27 protein-coding genes are annotated in these 18,665 nt (G+C 64.3%); 25 read left to right on the plus strand and 2 right to left on the minus strand.

Annotated elements, in window-relative coordinates:
- The first annotated feature begins 35 nt into the window (after positions 1-35).
- From BM060_RS12490 to BM060_RS12595, 22 genes are all read left to right on the plus strand, one after another.
- The gene (locus tag BM060_RS12490; RefSeq protein WP_074980424.1) at positions 36-656 is read left to right on the plus strand and encodes a DUF8585 domain-containing protein; all 621 of its coding nucleotides are present in this window, start codon (positions 36-38) and stop codon (positions 654-656) included.
- A 133-nt stretch (positions 657-789) separates the two neighbouring features.
- Entirely contained in the window at positions 790-1,458 is a 669-nt protein-coding gene (locus BM060_RS12495) for a phage antirepressor KilAC domain-containing protein (RefSeq protein ID WP_245322949.1), read from the plus strand.
- Positions 1,455-2,207 carry a helix-turn-helix domain-containing protein gene (locus BM060_RS12500; protein WP_135499827.1) on the plus strand — a complete coding sequence of 251 codons (753 nt, stop codon included), beginning with the start codon at positions 1,455-1,457 and terminating at the stop codon, positions 2,205-2,207. Before BM060_RS12495 ends, BM060_RS12500 begins: the two co-directional genes overlap by 4 nt.
- Positions 2,204-2,884, plus strand: coding sequence for a replication protein P (locus BM060_RS12505; protein WP_074980426.1), 681 nt, complete (start codon positions 2,204-2,206; stop codon positions 2,882-2,884). Before BM060_RS12500 ends, BM060_RS12505 begins: the two co-directional genes overlap by 4 nt.
- The gene (locus BM060_RS12510) at positions 2,877-3,110 is read left to right on the plus strand and encodes a hypothetical protein (protein ID WP_245322950.1); all 234 of its coding nucleotides are present in this window, start codon (positions 2,877-2,879) and stop codon (positions 3,108-3,110) included. Before BM060_RS12505 ends, BM060_RS12510 begins: the two co-directional genes overlap by 8 nt.
- Entirely contained in the window at positions 3,107-3,478 is a 372-nt protein-coding gene (locus tag BM060_RS12515) for a Ref family recombination enhancement nuclease (protein WP_074980427.1), read from the plus strand. The genes BM060_RS12510 and BM060_RS12515 overlap by 4 nt, the downstream gene beginning before the upstream one ends.
- Positions 3,475-3,906: a VRR-NUC domain-containing protein gene (locus tag BM060_RS12520; RefSeq protein WP_074980428.1), complete on the plus strand. Its 432-nt coding sequence runs from the start codon at positions 3,475-3,477 to the stop codon at positions 3,904-3,906. Before BM060_RS12515 ends, BM060_RS12520 begins: the two co-directional genes overlap by 4 nt.
- A complete protein-coding gene (locus BM060_RS12525) occupies positions 3,906-4,322 on the plus strand; it encodes a hypothetical protein (RefSeq protein ID WP_074980429.1) in 417 nt (138 codons plus the stop codon). Before BM060_RS12520 ends, BM060_RS12525 begins: the two co-directional genes overlap by 1 nt.
- A complete protein-coding gene (locus tag BM060_RS12530; RefSeq protein WP_074980430.1) occupies positions 4,303-4,599 on the plus strand; it encodes a hypothetical protein in 297 nt (98 codons plus the stop codon). The genes BM060_RS12525 and BM060_RS12530 overlap by 20 nt, the downstream gene beginning before the upstream one ends.
- A 13-nt stretch (positions 4,600-4,612) precedes the next feature.
- Complete coding sequence (locus BM060_RS32940; protein ID WP_159458832.1) at positions 4,613-4,954, plus strand: antiterminator Q family protein; 342 nt, start codon at positions 4,613-4,615, stop codon at positions 4,952-4,954.
- A gap of 212 nt (positions 4,955-5,166) precedes the next feature.
- Complete coding sequence (locus BM060_RS12540) at positions 5,167-5,538, plus strand: hypothetical protein (RefSeq protein WP_074980432.1); 372 nt, start codon at positions 5,167-5,169, stop codon at positions 5,536-5,538.
- 269 nt (positions 5,539-5,807) lie between these two features.
- Entirely contained in the window at positions 5,808-6,329 is a 522-nt protein-coding gene (locus BM060_RS12545) for a DUF1441 family protein (RefSeq protein WP_074980433.1), read from the plus strand.
- Positions 6,307-8,418 (plus strand): phage terminase large subunit family protein, encoded by a 2,112-nt coding sequence (locus tag BM060_RS12550; RefSeq protein ID WP_083426769.1) that lies wholly within the window; start codon positions 6,307-6,309, stop codon positions 8,416-8,418. The genes BM060_RS12545 and BM060_RS12550 overlap by 23 nt, the downstream gene beginning before the upstream one ends.
- The gene (locus tag BM060_RS12555) at positions 8,418-8,648 is read left to right on the plus strand and encodes a gpW family head-tail joining protein (protein ID WP_074980434.1); all 231 of its coding nucleotides are present in this window, start codon (positions 8,418-8,420) and stop codon (positions 8,646-8,648) included. The genes BM060_RS12550 and BM060_RS12555 overlap by 1 nt, the downstream gene beginning before the upstream one ends.
- Complete coding sequence (locus BM060_RS12560; protein WP_074980435.1) at positions 8,648-10,102, plus strand: phage portal protein; 1,455 nt, start codon at positions 8,648-8,650, stop codon at positions 10,100-10,102. Before BM060_RS12555 ends, BM060_RS12560 begins: the two co-directional genes overlap by 1 nt.
- Positions 10,103-10,148: 46 nt before the next feature.
- On the plus strand, positions 10,149-11,552 hold the full coding sequence (locus BM060_RS12565; protein WP_074980436.1) for a S49 family peptidase: 1,404 nt from the start codon (positions 10,149-10,151) through the stop codon (positions 11,550-11,552).
- A gap of 6 nt (positions 11,553-11,558) precedes the next feature.
- On the plus strand, positions 11,559-11,921 hold the full coding sequence (locus BM060_RS12570; RefSeq protein WP_074980437.1) for a head decoration protein: 363 nt from the start codon (positions 11,559-11,561) through the stop codon (positions 11,919-11,921).
- A 35-nt stretch (positions 11,922-11,956) separates the two neighbouring features.
- Positions 11,957-12,952, plus strand: a complete 996-nt coding sequence (locus BM060_RS12575; RefSeq protein ID WP_074980438.1) for a major capsid protein — start codon at positions 11,957-11,959, stop codon at positions 12,950-12,952.
- Positions 12,952-13,266, plus strand: a complete 315-nt coding sequence (locus BM060_RS12580) for a hypothetical protein (RefSeq protein WP_074980439.1) — start codon at positions 12,952-12,954, stop codon at positions 13,264-13,266. The genes BM060_RS12575 and BM060_RS12580 overlap by 1 nt, the downstream gene beginning before the upstream one ends.
- The gene (locus BM060_RS12585; protein ID WP_074980440.1) at positions 13,263-13,829 is read left to right on the plus strand and encodes a phage tail protein; all 567 of its coding nucleotides are present in this window, start codon (positions 13,263-13,265) and stop codon (positions 13,827-13,829) included. The genes BM060_RS12580 and BM060_RS12585 overlap by 4 nt, the downstream gene beginning before the upstream one ends.
- On the plus strand, positions 13,826-14,290 hold the full coding sequence (locus tag BM060_RS12590) for a hypothetical protein (protein ID WP_074980441.1): 465 nt from the start codon (positions 13,826-13,828) through the stop codon (positions 14,288-14,290). Before BM060_RS12585 ends, BM060_RS12590 begins: the two co-directional genes overlap by 4 nt.
- Before the next feature lie 40 nt (positions 14,291-14,330).
- Positions 14,331-15,083, plus strand: coding sequence for a phage tail tube protein (locus tag BM060_RS12595; RefSeq protein ID WP_074980442.1), 753 nt, complete (start codon positions 14,331-14,333; stop codon positions 15,081-15,083).
- Position 15,084: 1 nt separating this feature from the next.
- Here BM060_RS12595 and BM060_RS12600 read toward each other — a convergent pair whose 3' ends face one another.
- Both BM060_RS12600 and BM060_RS12605 read right to left on the minus strand, forming a co-directional pair.
- Complete coding sequence (locus BM060_RS12600) at positions 15,085-15,693, minus strand: hypothetical protein (protein WP_074980443.1); 609 nt, start codon at positions 15,691-15,693, stop codon at positions 15,085-15,087.
- A gap of 21 nt (positions 15,694-15,714) precedes the next feature.
- Entirely contained in the window at positions 15,715-16,074 is a 360-nt protein-coding gene (locus BM060_RS12605; protein ID WP_074980444.1) for an Arc family DNA-binding protein, read from the minus strand.
- A 356-nt stretch (positions 16,075-16,430) separates the two neighbouring features.
- Between BM060_RS12605 and BM060_RS32945 the strand changes: the two genes are divergently transcribed.
- From BM060_RS32945 to BM060_RS32375, 3 genes are all read left to right on the plus strand, one after another.
- Complete coding sequence (locus BM060_RS32945; protein ID WP_074980445.1) at positions 16,431-17,336, plus strand: antA/AntB antirepressor family protein; 906 nt, start codon at positions 16,431-16,433, stop codon at positions 17,334-17,336.
- Positions 17,337-17,509: 173 nt separating this feature from the next.
- On the plus strand, positions 17,510-18,265 hold the full coding sequence (locus BM060_RS32370) for a hypothetical protein (RefSeq protein WP_135499829.1): 756 nt from the start codon (positions 17,510-17,512) through the stop codon (positions 18,263-18,265).
- 55 nt (positions 18,266-18,320) lie between these two features.
- On the plus strand, positions 18,321-18,632 hold the full coding sequence (locus BM060_RS32375) for a hypothetical protein (RefSeq protein ID WP_074980446.1): 312 nt from the start codon (positions 18,321-18,323) through the stop codon (positions 18,630-18,632).
- Positions 18,633-18,665: the final 33 nt, after the last annotated feature.

Genomic DNA, 18,665 nt, shown 5'->3' on the forward strand with positions numbered 1-18,665 from the left:
TCTTGATGGGGGCAGCTTAGGACCAGGAGCGCAACGTGAACACGTCCAATCCCAGACATGAAATGACTCGCGACCAGGTCCTGGTGGCCTATGCCGCCGACCAGATCGCTCGCACCAGCCTCAGCCAGGACGACTTCGCCCAGGCGCTGAACCGGGCGCTGTACCAGAAGTGCCCGCGCAAGGCTGCGGCGGAGAGGGTGCCCGACTTCGAGTCGGACGAGCTGAAGAGCGATGGCGGCGAGTACCTGAAGGCCGCCGGGCGCTGGCTGAAGCGCGTCCAGCGGCTGCTCGGCGGTGAGCAGGAACTGCCCGCCTGGATGGAAGAGGCCTGGGTGGCGGCGCTGGAGCCGGAGTGGCGGGAGCGCTGCATCAACGAGCTCGCCGACCGCTACGGGCTGATCGGGGCCCGCGCCGCTGGCGTGGTGGGCTGCCCGGTGAGCGCCTTCGGCCAGCTGGTCGCCGGCATCGGGCAGGCGGTGGAGCGCTGCAGCGCGGTGCTGGCTGACGGGAAGATCGACGAGAACGACCTGCCTGACCTGCCGGGCGCGATCGACCAGTTGCTGCTGGTGGAGTCGAAGAGCTTCGAGATGCGCCGTCGCATGGAGAACGAACTGGCGATCCATGTCGGCGGCAAGCCGCTGTCGCTGGTTCGCTGAAAAAACAAAACCCCGGCCAGGAGTGGGGACTCGGCGCCGGGGTTCTGAGAGATCGGGAGTGAGTATGCACACGACGAACGGAACTGACAATGCCGCGCCACGTTTTCCTGCATCGCAAAACGTGGCGCGCACGATGATGACCTCGCGCGAGATCGCCGAGCTCACCGGCAAGCAGCACAAGCACGTGATCCGGGACATCCGCGAGATGCTCGACGCCCTGTCGGAGGATGGTCCAGATCTGGGCCATGTCCGCGAGGACCGGGACGGCAGGGGCTACACGACGAACTTCCACCTGGACCGCGAGCTGACCGAGACGCTGATCACCGGCTACAGCATCCCGCTGCGGCACAGGGTGATCCGGCGCCTGCATGAGTTGGAGGAGCGCGCCGCGGCTCCGGCCATCCCGCAGACCTACTCCGAGGCTCTGCGAGTCGCAGCTGACCTCCACGAGCAGAACACCCAGCTGCGCATGGTGGTGGACGAGCAGGCGCCCAAGGTCGAGGCCCTGGGGCGGATCGCCGAGGCGCGCGGCACGCTCTGTCTGACCGACACTGCCAAGCACCTGAACATCCCGCGTCACGTCCTGCTCGACTGGATGCACGAGAACCGCTGGATCTACCGCCGGGAGGGTTCGGCCCACTGGCTGGCCTACCAGCCGCGCATGGCGGCCGGCCTGCTCGAGCACCGGGTAACCGTGATCGGCACCGACTCCATCGGCGACCAGCGCCTGGCCTCCCAGGTGCGCGTCACGCCGAAGGGGCTGGCCAAGCTGGCCCAGAAGGTCGCGGAGGGTTCGCTGTGAGTGTTCAAGCCATGACCTGGGCTCTGGAGCAGCGCGCAGTCACCGACTCCTCTGCCCGCCATGTGTTGCTGTGCCTGGCCAACTACGCCGACAAGCACGGCCGGGGCGCCTTCCCCTCGGTGGCCAGCCTTGCGGATGACACCGGCCTGTCCGAGCGCACCGTGCAGGCCAAGCTGCGCCTGCTGGAAGACCTGGGGGTGATTGTCGAGGGCAACCGGGCGATCGCCGCGGCGTACATCACCCGTCGGGACCGTGTTCCGACCTGCTACGACATCGTCATGGAACGGGGTGAAGCTGCTGCACCCCGTCAAAATGAACGGGGTGAAACCACTGCACCCCGTGAAGATGCCACGGGGTGCAATCCACAGCAGAACGGGGTGCAAATTACGACGGAACGGGGTGCAGCGGCTGCACCCAATCCGTCATTGAACCATCAGGTAACCGAAGAGCAGCTGCAACACGCGAGCGATCCGGTCGATGTTCGCCAGCGCTTCGCCATGACCGAGGACTGGGAGCCGGATCCTGACGACCTGGCCGCGCAGACTCGCCTGATGGGCATCCCGGTGTCGGCGATCACGCTGCCCGTCGTGAACAAGTTCAAGGCCCACTGGCTGGCCCTGCCGGATGCCGTGTTCACCCAGGCCAAGTGGGCGAACGAACTGGCGAAGTGGATCAAGCGGGAGCGCGTCGAGGCTGGCGGCGGCGAGAGCGATGGCGCTGCCTGGGGCGTGAATGGGGTGCGCGTATGAGCCAGCCCAAGCGTGCTGACCTGATCGCTGCGAACCTGCGCGCCGCTCCGGCCCCGGCCCAGCCCGCCCAGGGCGCGAACGTGGTCCCCGTCGACGACTTCGCCCGCCAGGTGATGGACGACCTGTTCGACCGCATCCGCGGCATCTGCTCCGGCTGGCGCTCCGCCTGGTCCACCCCGGTGGTGATGGGCAAGGCCAAGGAGGAGTGGCTGGCCGAGTTCGCCCGGGCCGGCGTGAACAGCCAGGAACTGGTCGACAACGGTGTGCGCGCCCTGCGCCAGAGCAAGCGCGAGTTCGTGCCGGCGCCGGCGCTGTTCGTGGACTGGTGCTTCGGTGCCGATCAGCTGGGCCTGCCGAGCCTGGAGGAGGCCTACCGCGAAGCGCTGGCGAAGACGCACCCCGCTGCAGCCGCAACCGCCACCTGGAGTCACGCCGCGGTGTACCACGCCGCTGCCCGCGCCGGCTTCAGCAACCTGCAGCAGCTCAGCCGCGACGACGGCATGAAGCTGCTGGAGAGCAAGTATTCCCAGATCCGCCGCGAGATCGCGAAGGGCAACAGCCTGCCGCCGGTCCCCACGGCGGCCCTCCCGCAACCGTCGAAGGCGGCCGATCCCGAAGTGGGCAACTCCGCCCTGCAGGCCATCCGCGCACGCCTGAAAGGAGCCCGCAATGCCTGACCTGAACCCCCTGAAGTGGCGCGCCAAGCGCAACCGCGATGGCCAGCAGATCCCGAACTGCTGGATCACCGACAGCGGCTACACCGTCTCCGAGTGCCGGCTGCCGGAAAGGCGCTTCACCGTCACCCGCCCGGGCGATGCCGCCCCGTTCGCCTACTTGGGCAGTCGCGAGGAGGTGGTGTCGGTCATCCGGGCCGACATGAAGGCCAGCGGGGTGCTGGCATGAAGGGCCGCAACCCCACCGCCGAGCAGAAGCGCTGGCACGACCTGCTCGTCAGCGTGGTCGGCTGCATCGCCTGCCGCGTCGAACACGGCGTGGTGAATGACTTCTGCAGCATCCACCACGTCGACGGACGCGTGAAGCCGCATGCGCACTGGTACGTGCTCCCGCTGTGCGCCGGCCACCACCAGCACGGCACCGGGCCGGAGAACTTCCCCGGGGTGGCCGTGCATCCCTACAAGGCCCAGTTCGAGGCTCGCTACGGCCGCCAGGCTGACCTGGTAGGGCAGTGCGCTCGCATCGTCGCCGAGGCCGGCCGCGACATCCCGGCCGGCTTCCTGGCCTGGCTCGACGGCGACGAGGTGATGGCATGAAGTCGCCCCGTCCTATCGCGCGGACTCCGCGCCCGCTGCGCAGGCCCAAGGTCGATTGGGAGGGCATGGAGCAGGCCACGCTGTTCGCCATCTTGACGGTGAAGCACCCCGAGGCTGCGCGCCTGGCCTTCCACGTCCCCAACGGTGGCCACCGGCACATCAAGGTCGCCGCCGAGATGAAGCGCCAGGGCGTGAAGGCCGGCGTCAGCGACATCGTGCTGCCCATGGCGCGCGGCGGGTGGTTCGGCCTGTTCGTCGAGTTCAAGGCGGCCCCGCCGAACGACGCCCGAGTATCGCCAGAGCAAAGCGCCTTCCTGGTGCGCATGGAGCGCGAGGGCTACTACGCCACCGTCTGCCGCGGCGTCGACGACGCGCTGCGCGTCATCGAGCAGTACCTGGCCCAGCCCAGGACGGAGGCGGTGCGGTGATGGATATCTGGGAGGACATCTGCCAGATCATCGGCAGATCGTGGTCGGTGACGCCGGAGCATCGACGGCAGGCGCTGGCGCGCTGCTCCGGCCCGGGCGTGCCGGGCATTACCGTGCTCGGCGCGCTGTCGCGTCGAGCTGACGAGGTGCTGGCCGCGGCGCCCAGCGCGGACATCGAGCGGCGCATCGATGAGCTGGACCAGCAGATGCGGCTCGGCTACCAGCAGGAGCGTGTGGCTCTCGGCTATCGCGAGGGGCGGGTGATCGGCAACCGCGTCGGCCGGCCCCGCAAGGTCGCCGCCGCGCGCCGTTCTGTCGTTGATCGCTGCCGGCGGGAGATCGACGCCATGCGCATCGAGCGGGCGCGCCTGGCCGACGAGCTGAAGAGGAGGGCGCATGCGCAAGACCGGGCCTGACCTGCAGAAGGCCGTGCCGGCCATTCAGCGCTGCCGGGCGTGCCGCGGCCAGGGCTTCACGAAGGGGGTGTTCTTCGAGCTTGACTGCACGACCTGCGACGGAACGGGATGGATTGGGGAAGACGGCATGCCGGTGGAGCCGGCCGCGCTCATTCGATCGCTGGGGCGGCGCGTCACCGAGGCCGAGCAGCGACTGGTGGACCAGGCGAAAGTCTCGACCTGGGCAGAGGACAACAACCGTCGCGGGCCAGGCGGTTCGCATTTCACTGGGGATTGAGGGGATGGGGAATATGGCTATCGAGAGGACAACCGAGAGCTTGCTGGAGCAGTGGGGGATATGGGTTCGCCAGGGTACGGGGAATCTTTCGTGTGCCGCACCGAGTTGGTCTCTGCCAACGGCGCGACTGACCGACGATGAGGGGTTGGAGCTCGATGCCCTGGTCGCCAAGCTCGGCAAGCGCCATCCGCTTTTCGGTGAGGCAGTGCTGCGCTACTACACAACCGGCAAGACCTTCGAGCAGGTTGGCAAGGCCATGGGCATGGGAGAGGAGAAGGCGCGGCAGGCGGTCAAGGGTGGCGTCGCCTGGATCGACGGCGCGCTGGAAATGAAGAGGGGGTTGAAGGCCGCTTGATTTCCCCGGGCGAAAACCCTACAGTTTGCCACATAGTGCGGTTTTACCGCGTAGAAATTGAAACCCGGCCATCGCGCCGGGTTTTTTGTTGTCCGCGATTTCATGTTCATGGTGCGCGCTCCTGCGCCTTGCCCGTCAATCCGCCGGGCCTTTCTATCCACGCAGTGCCAGGGCTGGCGAAGCCTGGAGACATCCGTATGAGGAATCACATCATGACTGAGCCGGCCTCCACTGCAGTTGGCGGGATCGCGCTCTACAAGCTCGGCGCCTTTGGCTTCTTCGCCTTCCTGGCCGCCATCCTGGTGATGGCGATGACCCTGCCGAAGACGGTGAGGGAGTTCGTGGTCGCCATGACCTGCACGGTGGTCTCCAGCGTCTGCGGCGGTGCGTTCCTGGTGCGCTGGCTCGACATCGGCAACTGGGTGCAGGACGACATCGGCATGATCGCCCTGTGCGGCATCATCTTCGTCTGCGGCCTGCCGGCATGGGTGATCGTCCGGGCCTGGTTCGCCTGGAGCGAGTCGCGCAAGACCGCCAGCCTTCCCGACATGGTGAAGGAGTTCCGCGAAGGCACCGGCCTATGACGCACCGTTCTGGTGCGCCGGGGACCCTGGGCCCCCACCCCCTACCGCGGGGAAGGCGTCGAGCCGCGCGGTAAGGCAGAATTTTTCGATTTTTAGGATGCTCCACCACAGGCCTTTCGCCGAATCGCTGCAGGCCCCGCCGTTCCTGGCTTGCAGCGATTCGCTCGGGGTGGGCGGGTTGAGCATTTTCCCTCGCACCGATGTACAGGGTGACCGCTGCTCACGAATCGCTGTAAGCCCCGTCACTGCTGGGCTGCATAGGAGTCTGCATGAGTGTGACCCTTGTACATTCGGGGGCGCGCTTGTGGTCCATCAGTGCGCTGGCTGAAGAGTTCGGCATTGACCGACGCACAGTGAAGCGCCGTCTCGATGGCATTCCGCCGGCCGGCGAAACGAACGGCCACCCGGCCTGGCGACTACGTGATGTGGCAGTAGCGGTAATGGGGGCGCAGGTCGCCGATGATCCGGATGGCTATGACCCCGACAAGCTCCACCCCAATGACCGGCTGAGCCACTACCGCGCCGAACGCGAAAAGGTCAAATGGGAAACGGAGCAACGAATCAGCATCCCTGCCCCCGAGGTCGAGCGGGTGGTGGCCAGCGCCTTCAAGTCGCTCTCGCAGGGGCTGGACACCATTCCCGACGTGCTCGAGAACGATTGCGCCCTCGGCGCTGCCGAGGTCGAGCGCACGATCGAGGTCATCGACGGTATCCGCGAGGGGCTCTACCAGCAGCTCATTGAACTCTGCGACATGATGGACGTGAACGATGATGCATGTGAGTCCGACTAGCATCATCCGCAACGTCGCCGAGCTTATCCGGCCACCGCGCCGGGTTTCGGTCAGCCGGGCCGCCGAGGATCACCTGATACTGAATGAGCCCGGCGGCTACCAAGGCAAGTTCACTCTGGACGTCGCGCCCTACATGCGCGAGCCGATGGACCTCAAGGCCAGCCGGCGTTTTGAGGGGGTGGTTTTCGTAGGGCCGGCGCGCTCGTTGAAGACTCAGGCCCTGATCGATGGCGGCATGGCCTACACAATCACTTCCGATCCGGGCGACGCGCTGATCGTGCAGATGAGCCAGGAGTCCGCGCGGGATTTCTCACGCACCCGGGTGGACCGGGCGATTCGTCACAGTCCCGATCTGAAGGCCAGGCTTTCCGCCGGCCGGTCCGATGACAACGTCTTCGACAAGTTCTTCAAGACGGGCCAAGTGCTGAAGATCGGCTGGCCGGCGGTATCGCAGGTCTCCTCGAAGTCCATCCGCTGGGTGGACATTACCGATTACGACCGTATCCCTGACGACATTGAGGGTGAGGGCAGTCTGTGGGCCTTGGCGCTGAAGCGGACGCAGACCTTCAAGTCGCGCGGCATGTGCTGTGCGGAGTCGTCGCCCGGCCGCGAGGTCACCGACCCGACCTGGCGCAAGCAGACACCGCATGAGGCGCCGCCTTGCACCGGAATCATCGGGCTCTACAACACGGGCGACCGGCGTCGCTGGTATTGGCAGTGCCCGTCTTGCCGGGAGTACAGCGAACCGGAGCCGGGAATCACCTGCTTCGCCCTGCCCAGCTTCGACGAGCTGAAGGAGACCATCCGCAGCGCCGACCTGATGAAGCTCGCTGCTCGGAGCGCTTACTTCTGCTGCCCGCATTGCGGTGACCTGATCAGCGAGAAGCACAAGCGTGCGATGAATCGCGGCGGGCGCTGGCTGATCGAGGGGCAGCGGATCGATCGACACGGCGAGGTATGCGGCGAGGCTCGGCAAAGCAAGATCGCCAGCTTCTGGCTGGGCGGACTGCCCGCGGCGTTCCAAAGCTGGGAGTCGATCTGCCTTCGCTATCTGGAGGGTGTGCACGCCTACGTCACCACTGGAGACGAGACCAAGCTGCAGGGCACTACCAACCTCGACCAGGGCGCGCCATACATGCCGCAGCGCTCCGAGGCTGTCCGTTCGGCCGACGTGCTGATCGACCGGCGCGAGGAGGTCATCAAGCACCAGATCCCGGAGGGAGTGCGCTTCATCGTCCCGTCGGTGGACGTCCAGGCCGGCGGCAAGCCGCGCTTCGTCGTCCAGGTGCACGGCTACGGCGTCCAGGGCGAGGAGTGGCTGATCGACCGCTACAACATCCGGACCAGCCGCCGGAAGAGCGAGGACGGCGAACCGCTGCCTGTCGATCCATCGGCCTACCTGGAGGACTGGGAACTGCTGATCACCGACGTGATGCAGAAAGCCTATCCGCTTGCCGATGGCAGTGGCCGCGCCATGCTCCCGGCGCTGGTGGTCTGCGACTCCGGCGGCAAGGCTGGGGTGACCGAGAAGGCCTACGACTTCTACCGGAAGCTGAAGCGCCGCGGGCTACATCGCCAGTTCATGCTCGTGAAGGGTGGCAGCCAGGCGAACGCCCCACGCATTCGCGAGAGCTACCCCGATAGCGAGCGGAAAGACCGGAAGGCGAAGGCGCGCGGGGAGATCCCGGTGTGGCTGTTGAACACCACCCTGCTCAAGGACGCGGTCAACAACGACCTGCAGCGCGCGAAGCCGGGGCCTGGCTACGTTCACCTGCCCGAGTGGCTGGGCGAATGGTGGTTCGAGGAACTGACCTTCGAGGTGCGCAAGCCGCAGCGGTGGGAGAAGCCGGGCAAGGGCGCCAACGAGGCGTTCGACCTGTTCTGCTACTCCCGGGCCGGCGCGATCAAGCTCGGCCTGGAAACGCTCGACTGGGAACGGCCGAAGCCTTTCGCCAGGCCCTGGGATGAAAATCCGCATGTCTGCCAGGCGGAGGAGGTTGATGTCGTGCAGCCCAGGCCGAAGGAGAAGGCCGCAAAACCCGTGAAGAAAACCGCCACCCGCAGGGTGCGAATGCAGGTGTCCCGCTGATGGCATACACGAAAGAACAGCTCGCCCAGGTCGAGCAGGCAATTGTCGATCTCGCTCGCGGGGAGCGGGTGGTGGAGGTGCGTTTCGGTCCGAACGAGTCGACACGCTATGCCGCGGCCGAACTGCCTCAACTGCTTGAGCTGCGAGACCGCATGAAGGCAGAGCTGGTCGCCGCCGGCTCTGGCCGGCGAATCCGCGGCTACCGGCTGAATCACTCCAGGGGGTACTGATGGACGAGTTCGAGACTCTGGCCAGCCGCGGCTTCCAGATCGACGGCCGCCCTCTGGGCCCGCAGGCGAACTACGACGCGGCGAGTTCCGGCCGCCGGCTGAAAAGCTGGACGCCCGGCTCGGCGGGGCCCACTCGGGCCGTGATCAGCCAGATGAGCACCGTGCGTGCGCGATCCCGCGATGCTGTGCGGAACAATGGATGGATCAGCAACGGCGTCGGCAACTGGACCGCCAACGAGATCGGAACGGGGATCAAGCCGCGCTCCGCCTGCAAGGACCGCGAATTTGCGGCAATGGCCAATGACCTGTGGGAGAACACCTTTCGCCAGGTGGCTGATTTCGACGAGCAGCTTGATGTCTACGGGCTGATGGCGCTCGCGGTGCGGTCTCGGAAGGAGGCGGGTGAGGTGTTCGTCCGCCGGCACCACATGGAATTGGGCGACGGCAAGGTGCCGATCCAGTTCCAACTCATCGAGGGCGACCAGGTGCCGCACCAACTGAACGAGGTGCGGCCCGATAGCGAGATCGTCGCCGGCGTCGAGTTCCGCGGTGGAAAACGGTTCGCCTACTGGATGTACCCGCGCCACCCCAGCGACACCTCAACCGGCATGACACAGCCGGTGCCGGTGCCGGCCAGCCAGGTGGCGCACCACTTCGCGCCTCTTCGCCCGGGCCAGGTCCGCGGGATTGCCGAGACCGTGCAGGCCCTGATCAAGGCGCGGGACTTCGACGACTACGACGATGCCGAGCTGACCCGCAAGAAGACGCGGGCCGACTACACCGGCGTGATCAAGCGGCAGCAGTACGACGAGTCGGACTACAAGTTCGACCCCTTCACTGGTGATCCGCTCGATGACGACGGTGGGGTGCCGGTGGTCAACATGCAGCCCGGCTCGTTCCCTGCGCTGATGCCGGGGGAGGACATCCACCTGTTCGATGCGGACCAGGGGGGCAACTACGGCGACTTCATGCGGCAGCAGTTGCTGGGGGTGGCCGCCTCGATGGGCGGCATTCCCTACGAGCTGCTCTCGGGGGACATGCGCAACGTCAATGACCGCATCCTGCGCGCGATCCTGAACGAGTACCACCGCCGGGTGGAGCAGTACCAGTGGCTCTACACCATCCCGCAGTTGTGCCAGTGGATGTGGGAGAGCTTCATCGATGCCGCTGTGCTGGCGGGCCTGCTGCGTGCTCCCGACTATGCCACCCGCCGAGCCGACTACGTCGCCTGCTCCTGGCGCCCGCAGGCCTGGCGCTACCTGCACCCGGTACAGGACGCCCAGGGCGAGCTGATGCTGATCAAGGGTGGCCTGGGCTCCAGGGAAGCGGCGGCCGCCGATCGTGGCTACGACGTCGAGGAGATCGACATGCAGAACCGCAGGGACACCGACCGTGCGAAGGAATTGGGGCTCAGCTACAGCCACGATCCCCTCCCACTCAAGGACGACGAGTAACCACCCAGGCCCGCACATCGCGGGCCTTCTTCTTTCTGGAGCACCTATGTCGAAATCGACCTCCTTGCTGGCGCGGCTGTTCAGCCGTGGCCAGGGCGGCCCGCTGGTGTCGCAGATCTACTCCCGCGCCATCAACCGACCGCTGCTGGTCGAGCCGGGCATGGCCGAAACGCTGATCGATGGCTGGCTGCACGGCCGGCTCGATGCTGGCGAAGGCGGCGAACCCCGCCAGGTCATGGAGAAGGTCGGGCACATCGCGGTGCTGGACATCTCAGGACCGCTGATCTCGCGCCTGGTCGAGGCGCCGCCGTGCGGCACCGCCCCGGTCAGCTACGAAAGCATCATGCTGGCCTTCGACGACATCGAGGCCGATGCCAATATCACCCACGTCGTCCTGCGGATGGAGACGCCGGGCGGCGAGGCCGCCCAGTTGTTCGACACCACCGACCGCCTGGCCGAGCTGCGCAAGACCAAGACGTTGATCGCGATGGTCGACGACTACGCCTACTCCGGTGGCTACGGCTTGGCCGCTGCCTGCTCCGAGATCTGGCTGACCCGCACTGGCGGCGTCGGCAGTGTTGGAGTGGTGATCGGCCACAAGGACGTTTCCGAGAAGAACGCCAAGGAGGGGGTGAAGTGGACCTACGTCCATTCCGGCGCCATGAAGGTCGCCGGGAACCCCAACGAGCCCCTGTCCGAGGACGCTCGCTCCTTCATGCAGGCCGAGTCCGACCGCATCTACGACCTGTTCACCGGCAGCGTCGCCGCCTATCGCGGCATGGACGTGGCAGCAGTGCGCGCGACGGAGGCGCGCCTGTTCTTCGGCCAGGCGGCCATCGACGTTGGCCTGGCTGATCACCTGGGCACCTTCCGCGAGCTGATGGCGGAACTGCAGGGCGGCACCTACACCCGCCGCCGCGTGGCCGGCCAGGCCAAGCAGGCAGCAGTCGAGGGGCAGGTCGTGGAGGCTGAAGATGAAAACCTGCCGGCGGCATCGGAAGAGGCGGGCGGCCAGCCGGCCGAGGCTGCGCCGGAGGCTCCTGGTGAGGCAGCTTCCGAAGCTGATGAGCAAGCGCCGGCGGAACCTGCTGCACCGGGCGCCGCCGCAGAACCACTCGATGCCGCCACGCTTGCCGAGCAGTGCCAGGCGGCTGGCTTGGGTGCACTGACCTCGGTGGCCATCCGTGAGCAGTGGACTGCCACCCAGATGGCGGCGGCGGTCGAGGCCGCCAAAGAGGTGCGCAACCTCTGCACCGCTGCCGGTATGCCCCAGCTCGCCGCCGGCTACATCAATGCTCGCGCCGGCGTGGAGGTGGTGCGCCAGGAACTGGCCGGCCGCCTGCGCACCGAGCCGAACGTGAATACCCGCCTCCAGGCGGGCAAGCAAGCCGGGGCATCTGCCTCGAGCTCTCCCTATGCCGCCATCTACGCGCGGCGCAACGCGAGGTAACGAGAGATGCCCGTACTGTATGAAACCCGCCGCGCCGGCGACTTCGTGCTTTCCGAAGCCAACGGCAACCTGTCGCGCGAATCCATCGTGATCGACTCCGGCGTACACCTGCCCGGCACTGTGCTCGGCAAGGTCACCGCCACCGGCAAGTTCGTCGCGCTGGCGCCGGCGGCCACCGACGGCAGCCAGACTGCCGCCGCGGTCCTGCGCGCCCGCGCTGACGCCACCGATGGCGACGTCAACGCCGTTGGTTACGTCCGCCTCGCCGAGGTGCGCGCCGACCTGCTCGTGTGGCCGGCCGGCATCGCCGATGAAGACAAGACCGAAGCGCTCCAGGCCCTGGCCGGCGCGTTCCTCGTCGCGCGCTGATCCAGCCGCTGACCGACCATCAGGAGAAGCAATTCATGGCTCATCTGGACATCTTCAACGACGACGCCTTCAGCGTCGCCAGCCTCACCGCCGCCATCAACCAGCAGGACTACCAGCCGGGCCGCATCGGCGCCCTGGGCCTGTTCCAGGAAGAGGGCGTCACCACCACCACCGTCACCATCGAGTACAACAAGGGCAAGATTTCCCTGGTCCCGGTCGCCGAGCGCGGCAAGCCGGTGAAGCCGGCCGAGCGCGACGCCCGCCTGCTGCGCTCCTTCACCGTGCCGCACCTGAAGACCGGCGACTCGCTGCTGGCCGACACCATTCAGAACCTGCGCGCCTTCGGCTCCGAGAGTGAGCTGGAGGCGGTGCAGAACGTGGTGAACCAGCGCTTCGCGAAGTTCGGTCGCGACCTCGAGACCACCCTGGAGTATCACCGCATCGGCGCCATCAAGGGCCTGATCCTCGATGCCGACGGCGAGAGCGTCATCTACGACCTCTACGACGAGTTCGGCATCACCCAGCAGACGGTCTCGCTCGGCCTGGCCACCGCCACTACCAACGTGCGCGGCAAATGCATGGAGGCGAAGCGCAAGACCGAGGATGCCCTGGGCGCGGCGATGATGAGCGGCTACCGCGCCTTCTGCGGCTCCAGCTTCTTCGACGACTTCACCGATCATGCCAAGGTGGTCAAGGCCTGGGAGCGCTACAACGAGGGCGAGATGCTGCGCACCGACGTCCGCGGCGGCTTCCGCTTCGCGGACATCCTTTGGGAAGAGTATCGCGGCAAGGTCGGCAGCGAGGCGTTCATCGAGCCCGACGTGGCCTACCTGGTGCCGGAAGGTGTCGCCGACCTGTTCATCACCCGCAACGCGCCGGCGGACTACATGGAAGCCGTCAATACTCTCGGCCTCCCACTGTACGCCCGCCAGGAGCCGCTGCCGATGAATCGCGGTGTCGAGCTGGAAGCGCAGAAGAACCCGCTGAACCTGTGCACCCAGCCGGCGGCCATCATCAAGCTGACCAAGTAATGGACCGGCGGCAGCTGAAGGCCCGGGCGGCGCGGGACATCCTGCGCCGCCTGGGCGAGCCGGTTCCGGGCAGCTACCAGGACACCACACGGCCACCAGTCGACGACCTGCTGGTCATCGTCCTGCACGATGTTGAGCGGGTGGGGCCGGAAGGTGTGCTGCAGGTCGACCAGACGCAGATCAGCACCTTGGCCGAACAACTGCCGAAAGTCCGCCGCGAAGGCTTTTTCACCGTGTGTGGCAAGCGCTGGAAGGTCTTCGAGCAGGTCCGCAATGACGGCGTCATCGTCACCGCCGCGGTGCAGCCGGCATGAGCGGGGTAAAGGTCAATGTGAAGGGGAAACAGGATGCCCTGAAGCGTCTCGACGTGCTCCCGCAGAAGATCCGGCGAGCCGCGCTGATGGCCCTGAACGACACGGGTGAAACGCTCCGCGCCCAGATCCTGCGGGAGATGGGAGCAGAGGTGAACATCAAGCGCCCAGTGCTCCGCGAGCGCGTTCGGCTCACCAAGGCCAGGCGCTGGGGTGACACGGTGCGTATCTGGGCGCTGAAGCGCGGGCTGGTGCTCAGCCACTTTCCGCATCGCCAGATGTACCAGAAGCGGAAGAAGGGGAAGCGCGTGCGGGCAGGCCTTCGCGTCAACGTGTCGGGCGTCGAGAAGACGTTGGAGGGTGCCTTCCTGATTCGCTCGCTCGGCTCTTCGAACACTGACGGCCTGATCGCGCGCCGCACCGGGAAGGACAGGCTACCGATCAAGATCCTCTACGGGCCGTCCCCATCGCAAATCCTCAACACCCGGCTGCCGGACTATCAGGCCGAGGGCGAACGCGTGCTTCGCCGGGAACTGGTGCGGCAGCTCGAGAGGGCTGACCTGTGAATCCGCTCAACCGTGTGGACGAGGCGCTGAAGCAGCGCCTGCAGCAAATCACCCCAGAGAACGGCTACCTGACCGATATCGGAACTCGTGTTCGGGTGGGGTTCGCCCAGTCGGTCGTGGACGATGAGGAGGCGGCCTATCCGACGGTGGTGATCCAGCCGGACGAAACCCCGCCGCCGAAACAGGGGGCAGGGCAGTGGCTGGTGCACCTCGGCCGGAAGGTCGTGGCGCTGGTCAATCCGGCTGATCCGGACGAAACCCTGGCCCAGCTCAACGATGTCTACGCCGACCTGCTGGCCGCCCTGTCGGCTCCCGAAGGGATTGTGCGGCCCTGGGGGCCGAATGGCCCCGTCAAGGTCATCTTCAAGGAATCCGCGCAGCTCTTGCCGGATGCGGAACTGCCCAAGGGCTGCGCCGTGATCCCGCTCCAACTCGCCGTTGTGCTCAACGGCCCGAAGTAACCAACAACGCTCGGCCGCCAGGCCGCACGAGGAAACCCCCATGGCTCAAGAGAAAGAGACGTTCATCATCGGCGGCTGGCTGAAAGCGCGCGAGGCTGGCAGCGGTGCCCCGTTCCAGAAGGTCGGCTTGGTCTCCACCGTCCAGCAGACCATCGAGACCAACGACATCACCCTGAACGACACCACCACCCCCCAGGGCGGCGAGTACGACGCGGTGTCGCGCATCACCAGCATGAGCCTGTCGATCAACTTCCGCGAGCTCTATACCTGGGTGCTGGCTGCCCTGGTCTGGGGTGACGCCACCAGCGTGGCCTCGACCACCATCACCGACGAGGAGGTCACTGCCGTCCCGGGCAGCACCGCAGCCCTGGCACAGATGCCGCTGGAGATCACCGAGGTGACCGACGCCACCGGCACCACCACCTACGACGAAGTCGACGACTACATCATGACCGGCTCCGGCATCGAGTTCGTCGAGGGCGGCGCCATCAGCGCGAGCACCCCGGTCAAGGTGACCTACACCACCGCTGCGGTGGACGTGATCGAGGCCCTGACCAATAGCGGCAAGGTGTTCGAGTTCCTGTTCGAGGGCGAGAACGCCGCCGGCACCCAGAAGCGCATCGAGTGCCGCTACTGGCGCTGCCGCCTGAACCCGGCGAACCAGCAGGACTGGATCAACGTAGATGATTTCCTGCAGTCGCAGGCGACCGCCAAGGTGCTGTCCGATCCGACCAAGGTCGGCGCCGGCAAGTCGAAGTACTGCCGCATCAAGAAGGAAAAGGCGGCCGCGTGATCTAGCCCTTCGGCTGGAGGCGCTTGGCTATGTAGTTGAGCGCCTCCTGCTCACCAGGGCTGATGTTCTGCTGGGTGTCAACGATTGTGCGGGTGGCAATGGTGATGCGCCGAATGGCGGCTGAGTCGTTTTCTTTGGCGATCTTGCCGACGGCGACCTTGAAGCCCTGCAGTGTCGGGACGGGTATGGACTCCAGCAGCTCTCTGGTGTCCTCATCGGTGAGCCGGGTGTCTTTGGTGATGACCTTGCAGGCTGCTGTGATGACTCGCAACTCTGGGGCTCTCAGTTGACCGTCGGCCTTCCCGACGTAGAGCAGCACCTTTAGCTCATCGAGGTGCTCTGCATAGAGCTTGTCCAGGACCGGCGCGGTTGATTTCGCGTAGGCATCTCTCAGGTGCTGGAGCACGTCGGGCACATGCCGGTTGGTGCTGTCATCCCAGCAGTTGGTGATTCGGTCTATTCGGAAAGTTCGCCTTGCATTCTTCATCCGGCATTTGCCGGTGATCATGCCATCCTCGACAAGCTCTACATCGACGATACGGCCGGAGACGTTCCCGTAGCTGTCGGTATAGGTGAAGCGGAGAGTTGCTTTGGTTTCGAAGTAATCCATGGCCGCTCCTTGGCTGGGTGGTCAGCTCTTCTGAAGTAGGCCCAGGACCTTCTCCAGGCTTTTTTCTATGGCTGTCATCCGGCGATCTGTTGACTTGATGTGAGACTCGATGCTTTCGGCATTAGCGGCCATGGCATCGAACCTGGCCTCGTCTTCACGTTGCTCAAGCTGGTTGTGCATGTCCTCCAAGAGCCCGGCCGTGCCAGATATCGATGCTCCGGGGGCGATGCGCTCGAAGGTTCCTTCAATTTCGAACGTTTCTTCCAGTCGCGCGATGATCTCCGCTGTAGCTGATCGCTTGTTTAGCTTTGCTGCCTCCTCAACCCTGGACTTCAGGTCTGCGGGTATGCGCAGGTTGAATTGGGGGTCTATTCGGCTCATGGAGACCTTTCGTCAACTGAATTCGGTTGACGAAAGAATGCATCACCGTGGTATTGACAGCAATGCACCACGGTTCTACATTTTTATTCGTATATCACGGTGGTTCATTGGAGGTGGTATGAAGGTGAGAGACATGGCGCAGCTCATAGTGCGACTGCCCGAACAGGATAAGGAGTGGCTTGTGCGCAAAGCGTCGGAACAGGAGCGCAGCCAGAATTGGCTGGTTGCGCGGCTGATTAGGGAGGCTAGGGAGCGGGATGAGCGGCAAGACAAGCAGGCAGCAGCCTGAAAAGACGAAGCCCCAGCGTGCGGGCCGGGGCTTCGATAACGTCAAAACCAGCTAGGAAATGAACGTCATGGGTAATGCTATCGCAATTCCAGTAGAAAACAATGTCCAGGCCGCGACAGAGAGTCTGATTCCTGTGTTCACCGGAGCCTTGGGCGCTGAACTGGCGCAACTGGTTGATGCGCGTTCACTGCATCGATTCCTTGGGGTGGACACCCACTTCAAAGATTGGATCAGCCGCCGCATCGACGAATATGGATTTTCTGAAGGAGGCGACTTTGTTTTGGTCGCTCAAAATAGAGCGACCAAAGGCCGAGGCGGTGATCGTCGCTCCAAGGACTACCACATCACCCTGGACATGGCCAAAGAGCTGTCGATGGTGGAGCGCAACGAGAAGGGGCGGCAGGCTCGTCGCTACTTCATCGAGTGCGAGAAGCGTCTCCATGAGCTGGCGCCGGAGGATCTCCGCACCATCGCCGGAAAGACCATCGGCACCGATGGCTTCCACTGCCTGGGCGCTCTCCTCGACGGGAAGGTGCATCGTCTTCCGGCCAAACTGCGGACCGGCGCCAAGAACCATGTCTGGTCCCAGGTGCGAAAGGCGTTCAGTGTGTCTACGGTTGAGGATATCCCGGCCAGCCAGATGGATAGCGTGCGGAACTTTATCGCTGCCTACGCCCTGGAGGGCGAATGGATACAGAAGCCCCGGGAGCGCGGCCTGACCTTGAGCCTGGGCGAGGCTGATGCCCTGTACGGGCTGATGTCGCACCTGTACTTCGCCATGAGGGGCGCAAGCGACTTAAACCTGTTCGGCGTGAGCAGTTCCCTTGGCTCGCGCATTCTCATGAGCGTGGCAGAGCACCTGCAGGAGGCCAGCATCGACTTCAAGCGACTCGACAAGCGCCGCGACGAAATCTACGCGGCGTACCTGGCCAACTCCAGCGGCCGGCCGGGCGGGTATGCGATGTCGGCGTGACGGGCTGTTTCAAACTGGGTACATTCCCTCCCATATTGATGAATGGGAGGGAGCCCTCTATGCAGTGTCCGAAATGCGAGTACGTTGCGGAGCCTGGTGAGGCCAAAGTGGAAGGGCAGTGTCCTAATTGCGAGGTTTTCTACCATAAAGTGCGTAGGCCAGCAGGAGAACAGGTGGCGACAGATGTTCGAACTGCGCGGTACGGAACCAAAAGAAACCTGGCGTTCGCATTGATAGCTGTTTTGCTATTTTCCGGAGCGTTTTTCTATGGCTTTAAGCAATATGCGTATTACCAGCTTGTAAAAAATGTCGAAGCTGTAGTCAGAAACACAAATGGGCAGCTGGCGGAGCTTCTGGATAAAAGGGCTGGGCGCACAAATGCCGACTTTCTGCGTATATACCAAGGGCGTCTTGATGAATTAGACAGGCTTGTTGCTCAAGCGCTTGCCATTGATGATTCGACTAATCCTGGGGTTTCTACTGCTGCTGCGGATTACGTTCGGGCGTCACAAGAGTTCATAAGAATATTTTCTGATGAGCTTCAAGGCAGATTGCTGCTTTCCGGTGAGCAGGCATCGTTCCAAATTGCATCTAAGTTTCTTGATACCGAAGAAGGGGAGAGATTTGCTGCTCTGAGCGATGCGGAAGTCTCTGCTCTTTACTCCGGCAATCTAGAACAGATATCCGCCGCTAACGGTTTCGATGAGCGGCTCGCCCAGTTGAAACGCGGCTCTGAGCTAGAGGCTCTTGGCAAGAAAAGGATTGCATATTTGCAGGCCAAGAACTCGCTGGAACGCGCGAAAGCCCGTCATGAGGAAGCCATATTAGCGCTTGGAAAAGCTGGCGAATCGATTGGAAGGGCTGGCGGTAAGCTTGAGGCTAGGATAGGTAGAAAATTGCCTATACAAGCATGGAGCCTAAACCCCTGATAGATTGGCAATCATCAAGCCCGCTTCGGCGGGTTTTTTATTTTCTGGAGGCTTTATGAGTGAAGTTGCTGGTCGCAAGGTTGTTAATATCTCCGGTAAGGAGTTTGTCGTTAAGGAACTCACCGTTGCTGATATTCGTGAGATGCTCAGGTCGGTATCAGCCGAAGAGGATGGTGATGTTCTTGGGGATATGCTTCTTCCGGATATTCGCCTTCATGACCTGAGCTTCTATACAACCCTGACAAAGGATCAAATAGAAGAGATGCTGCCGAGCCAGTTGCATGATGTGGCTCAAGAGTGCAAGGCAATGAACCGCCATTTTTTCGATCTGGGGGAGAGGCTTATCAATCTGCAGCGGAAGCCTTGACCAGCCTAGAAGACACCATCTGCGCCCTGGTGC

It is taken from the genome of Pseudomonas citronellolis, assembly GCF_900112375.1.
GTDB lineage: Bacteria > Pseudomonadota > Gammaproteobacteria > Pseudomonadales > Pseudomonadaceae > Pseudomonas > Pseudomonas citronellolis.

Bases quoted from the DNA above. Each gene is read 5' to 3' on its own strand.
- BM060_RS12510 (WP_245322950.1), top strand. From the start codon at position 2,877: ATGCCTGACCTGAACCCCCTGAAGTGGCGCGCCAAGCGCAACCGCGAT.
- BM060_RS12585 (WP_074980440.1), top strand. From the start codon at position 13,263: ATGAGCGGGGTAAAGGTCAATGTGAAGGGGAAACAGGATGCCCTGAAG.
- BM060_RS12595 (WP_074980442.1), top strand. From the start codon at position 14,331: ATGGCTCAAGAGAAAGAGACGTTCATCATCGGCGGCTGGCTGAAAGCG.
- BM060_RS12600 (WP_074980443.1), bottom strand. From the start codon at position 15,693: ATGGATTACTTCGAAACCAAAGCAACTCTCCGCTTCACCTATACCGAC.
- BM060_RS12605 (WP_074980444.1), bottom strand. From the start codon at position 16,074: ATGAGCCGAATAGACCCCCAATTCAACCTGCGCATACCCGCAGACCTG.
- BM060_RS12525 (WP_074980429.1), top strand. From the start codon at position 3,906: ATGGATATCTGGGAGGACATCTGCCAGATCATCGGCAGATCGTGGTCG.
- BM060_RS12505 (WP_074980426.1), top strand. From the start codon at position 2,204: ATGAGCCAGCCCAAGCGTGCTGACCTGATCGCTGCGAACCTGCGCGCC.
- BM060_RS12545 (WP_074980433.1), top strand. From the start codon at position 5,808: ATGAGTGTGACCCTTGTACATTCGGGGGCGCGCTTGTGGTCCATCAGT.
- BM060_RS12520 (WP_074980428.1), top strand. From the start codon at position 3,475: ATGAAGTCGCCCCGTCCTATCGCGCGGACTCCGCGCCCGCTGCGCAGG.
- BM060_RS32940 (WP_159458832.1), top strand. From the start codon at position 4,613: ATGGCTATCGAGAGGACAACCGAGAGCTTGCTGGAGCAGTGGGGGATA.
- BM060_RS32945 (WP_074980445.1), top strand. From the start codon at position 16,431: ATGGGTAATGCTATCGCAATTCCAGTAGAAAACAATGTCCAGGCCGCG.
- BM060_RS12580 (WP_074980439.1), top strand. From the start codon at position 12,952: ATGGACCGGCGGCAGCTGAAGGCCCGGGCGGCGCGGGACATCCTGCGC.
- BM060_RS12575 (WP_074980438.1), top strand. From the start codon at position 11,957: ATGGCTCATCTGGACATCTTCAACGACGACGCCTTCAGCGTCGCCAGC.
- BM060_RS32375 (WP_074980446.1), top strand. From the start codon at position 18,321: ATGAGTGAAGTTGCTGGTCGCAAGGTTGTTAATATCTCCGGTAAGGAG.
- BM060_RS12515 (WP_074980427.1), top strand. From the start codon at position 3,107: ATGAAGGGCCGCAACCCCACCGCCGAGCAGAAGCGCTGGCACGACCTG.
- BM060_RS12570 (WP_074980437.1), top strand. From the start codon at position 11,559: ATGCCCGTACTGTATGAAACCCGCCGCGCCGGCGACTTCGTGCTTTCC.
- BM060_RS12530 (WP_074980430.1), top strand. From the start codon at position 4,303: ATGCGCAAGACCGGGCCTGACCTGCAGAAGGCCGTGCCGGCCATTCAG.
- BM060_RS12550 (WP_083426769.1), top strand. From the start codon at position 6,307: ATGATGCATGTGAGTCCGACTAGCATCATCCGCAACGTCGCCGAGCTT.
- BM060_RS12555 (WP_074980434.1), top strand. From the start codon at position 8,418: ATGGCATACACGAAAGAACAGCTCGCCCAGGTCGAGCAGGCAATTGTC.
- BM060_RS12560 (WP_074980435.1), top strand. From the start codon at position 8,648: ATGGACGAGTTCGAGACTCTGGCCAGCCGCGGCTTCCAGATCGACGGC.
- BM060_RS12540 (WP_074980432.1), top strand. From the start codon at position 5,167: ATGACTGAGCCGGCCTCCACTGCAGTTGGCGGGATCGCGCTCTACAAG.
- BM060_RS12565 (WP_074980436.1), top strand. From the start codon at position 10,149: ATGTCGAAATCGACCTCCTTGCTGGCGCGGCTGTTCAGCCGTGGCCAG.
- BM060_RS12495 (WP_245322949.1), top strand. From the start codon at position 790: ATGATGACCTCGCGCGAGATCGCCGAGCTCACCGGCAAGCAGCACAAG.